Origin of the sequence: Pseudomonas citronellolis, from assembly GCF_029335315.1 — a bacterium.
In the GTDB taxonomy this organism is placed as follows: Bacteria; Pseudomonadota; Gammaproteobacteria; order Pseudomonadales; family Pseudomonadaceae; genus Pseudomonas; species Pseudomonas citronellolis_A.
This window is the reverse complement of the sequence record NZ_JARJLT010000144.1, coordinates 1-2,535: the sequence shown is the minus strand read 5'-3', so window position 1 is coordinate 2,535 and position 2,535 is coordinate 1. Positions and strand designations below refer to the sequence as shown.

General features: G+C 68.3%; 3 protein-coding genes. 2 read left to right on the top strand and 1 reads right to left on the bottom strand.

What is annotated here, in order from left to right:
* The first annotated feature begins 76 nt into the window (after positions 1 to 76).
* Positions 77 to 409: a YegP family protein gene (locus P3W75_RS12005; protein WP_276227567.1), complete on the top strand. Its 333-nt coding sequence runs from the start codon at positions 77 to 79 to the stop codon at positions 407 to 409.
* A gap of 3 nt (positions 410 to 412) precedes the next feature.
* On the opposite strand, the gene P3W75_RS12000 is transcribed toward P3W75_RS12005, so the two are convergent.
* Positions 413 to 1,330, bottom strand: coding sequence for an SdiA-regulated domain-containing protein (locus P3W75_RS12000; protein WP_276227566.1), 918 nt, complete (start codon positions 1,328 to 1,330; stop codon positions 413 to 415).
* A 143-nt stretch (positions 1,331 to 1,473) separates the two neighbouring features.
* Between P3W75_RS12000 and P3W75_RS11995 the strand changes: the two genes are divergently transcribed.
* Positions 1,474 to 2,490 carry an AraC family transcriptional regulator gene (locus tag P3W75_RS11995; RefSeq protein WP_276227565.1) on the top strand — a complete coding sequence of 339 codons (1,017 nt, stop codon included), beginning with the start codon at positions 1,474 to 1,476 and terminating at the stop codon, positions 2,488 to 2,490.
* The last annotated feature ends 45 nt before the right edge of the window (positions 2,491 to 2,535 follow it).

The following is a 2,535-nucleotide window of genomic DNA, read 5'->3' as shown; positions in this document are numbered from 1 at the left end:
CCTGAAAGCGTACGCCACTGCCCCGCCGAACGGCTACGCTTGCCCCTGGGTATCAGGCCCTGCTCGGGAGGCAGCCATGTCCGCGAAATACCATCTGAAGAAGGCCAGCGACGGCCAGTTCCACTTCAACCTGCACGCCAGCAACGGCGAGATCGTGCTCAGCAGCGAGCTGTACAAGGCCAAGGCCTCGGCCATCGACGGCATCGAGTCGGTGCGCAAGAACGCCCAGCGCGAGGGCGCCTTCGAGGTGAAGGAAGCCAGCAACGGCAAGCACTACTTCGTGCTCAAGGCCACCAACGGCCAGGTGGTCGGCCAGAGCCAGATGTACGCCAGCAAGGCCAACGCCGAGAACGGCGTGGCGGCGGTGAAGCGCTACGCGCCGGACGCCGGGATCAGCGACGACAGCTGAACCTCACTGGGCCTTGCGGAACACATAGAACAGGTTGGGCTCGCTGACCAGGTACAGCGTGCCCGCCTCGTCCATCGCCAGGCCTTCGGCCTGCGGCACGCTGCGCTTCAAGCCGTGCATGCCGCGCAGCAGCGACAGGCTGCTGATCGGCTCGCCTTCGACATCCAGCTCCAGTACCAGCCTCGATTCATCCGACAGCGCCAGCAGGTGACCGCTGCCTTCGTCGTACTGCAGGCTGGAAAGGTCGCGGACGAACAGCCGGCGGTCGCGCTTGAGGTCGTCCAGCACGTGCACGGCGAAGGGTTTGTCCGGCTGCGTGTGCGGGAAACCGTGGATTTCGTAGATGCGCACCGGGTCGCGCTCCTTGGCCACGAACAGGCGCCGGCCGACCGAATCGTAGGCGAGCCCCTCGAAGCCCTTGTTGCCCATTTCCCCCAGCCCCAGGGACAGCTGCTGCACCCGCTCCGCACGCAGCTCGCGGGTGTCGTTCTCCAGCTGCACCTTGAACAACCGCTGGCGGCGCTCGTCGCTCAGCACATAGAGGCCCGGGCCTATGTACTCGATGGCTTCGGTGTCGCCGAAGCCGGTCAGGGCGATCTTGCGCAGCACATGGCCATCCAGGGTCAGCTCGACGATCTGCGCCGGCTGGTTGGTCACGGTGAACAGGGTGCGCCGCTCCGGATCGTAGGTCAGCGCCGAGACGTCGTCGTCCAGGCCCTCGATCGGCCGCGCCTCGACCTCCACCCGGTAGTCCGGCAGCCAGATGGACTGCTCGCGCCAGGTCTCGGCGTGGCGCCATTCGCGCACGGCGAACCAGGCACGCTCGTAGACGCGGAACTGCTGGCCGAGCCAGGCCAGGCCGAGCAGCAGCAGGATCAGGAACGCCGCCAGGCAGCGGCGCGGGGTCAGGAAGCGGGGCATGGAGGGTCCGTATCGGGGGTGGCGGTATGTGATAGCACTAGGCCCTGAACCCAGGCTTAAAGCCCATGCAGGAATTTTCCGCCGGGCTACAGTCAGGCTAGCGCAACCGCGATCCCTCGCAGTTCCAACCCGGAGAGCGTTCGATGGCCACCGTGCAACAGCCGGAAGACAAGACCCTGACCACCCTGCACACGGTGGTGCTGGCCACCGAGGTGCTGAGCCAGGCCGGCATCCCCCGCGCGCGCCTGCTCGAAGGCAGCGGCATCGCCGAGGCCGACCTGCGCACGCCGGAGAAATTCGTCAGCCACGCCCAGGAGCTGCGGGTCTTCGCCAACGCCCTGAACTGCCACCAGGACCCGGCCCTGGGCCTCTACCTGGGGCTGCGCATGCACGTCTCGGCCTACGGCATGCTCGGTTACAGCATGCTCGCCAGCCGCACCCTGCGCGACGCGCTGCAGCTGGCCCTGGCCCACCCCGACCTGCTCGGCACCTACTTCCGCCTGGCCCTGCAGGACCACGGCGACGAAGTCTGGCTGAGCGCCGAAGGCTACCGCTACGCGCCGGAGCTGACGGTGTTCAACACCGAGCTGTGCCTGACCTCGCTGCTCACCGTGGTGCGCGACCTGCTCGGCGAGTCGGTGCGCCCACGGCGCCTGCTGCTGGCCTACCGCCCGCCGCTGCACGCCGGCACCTACGCCGAACGCCTGGGCTGCCCGGTGGAGTTCGGCGCGCCGACCAGCGCCCTGTGCCTGGGCCCGGCGCTGCTCGACCGGCGCCTGCCGCTGGCCGACCCGGTCAGCTGCCACAGCGGCCTGCAGCACTGCCAACGGCTGAGCGCGAGCATGAGCGGGCGCGACGACATCCTCGAACTGATCCGCCGCCACCTCGCCAGCCACCTCCAGGAAGCCCGCAGCCTCGACCAGGTGGCGCGCCACCTGCACCGCTCCAGCCGCACCCTGCGCCGCCACCTGCAGCAGCACAACACCAGCTACCAGCAAGTGCTCGACGAGGTGCGCTTCGACAAGGCGCGGCAACTGCTGAAGGACACCGACCTGCCGATCTACCTGATCGCCGAGCAACTGGGCTACAGCGAGACCGCCAGCTTCCGCCACGCCTTCCTGCGCTGGAGCGGCGCCAGCCCGAGCCTGTATCGCGGCTAGCTCCACCTCTGCCTGTAGGAGCGAGCTTGCTCGCGAACCGCTTCG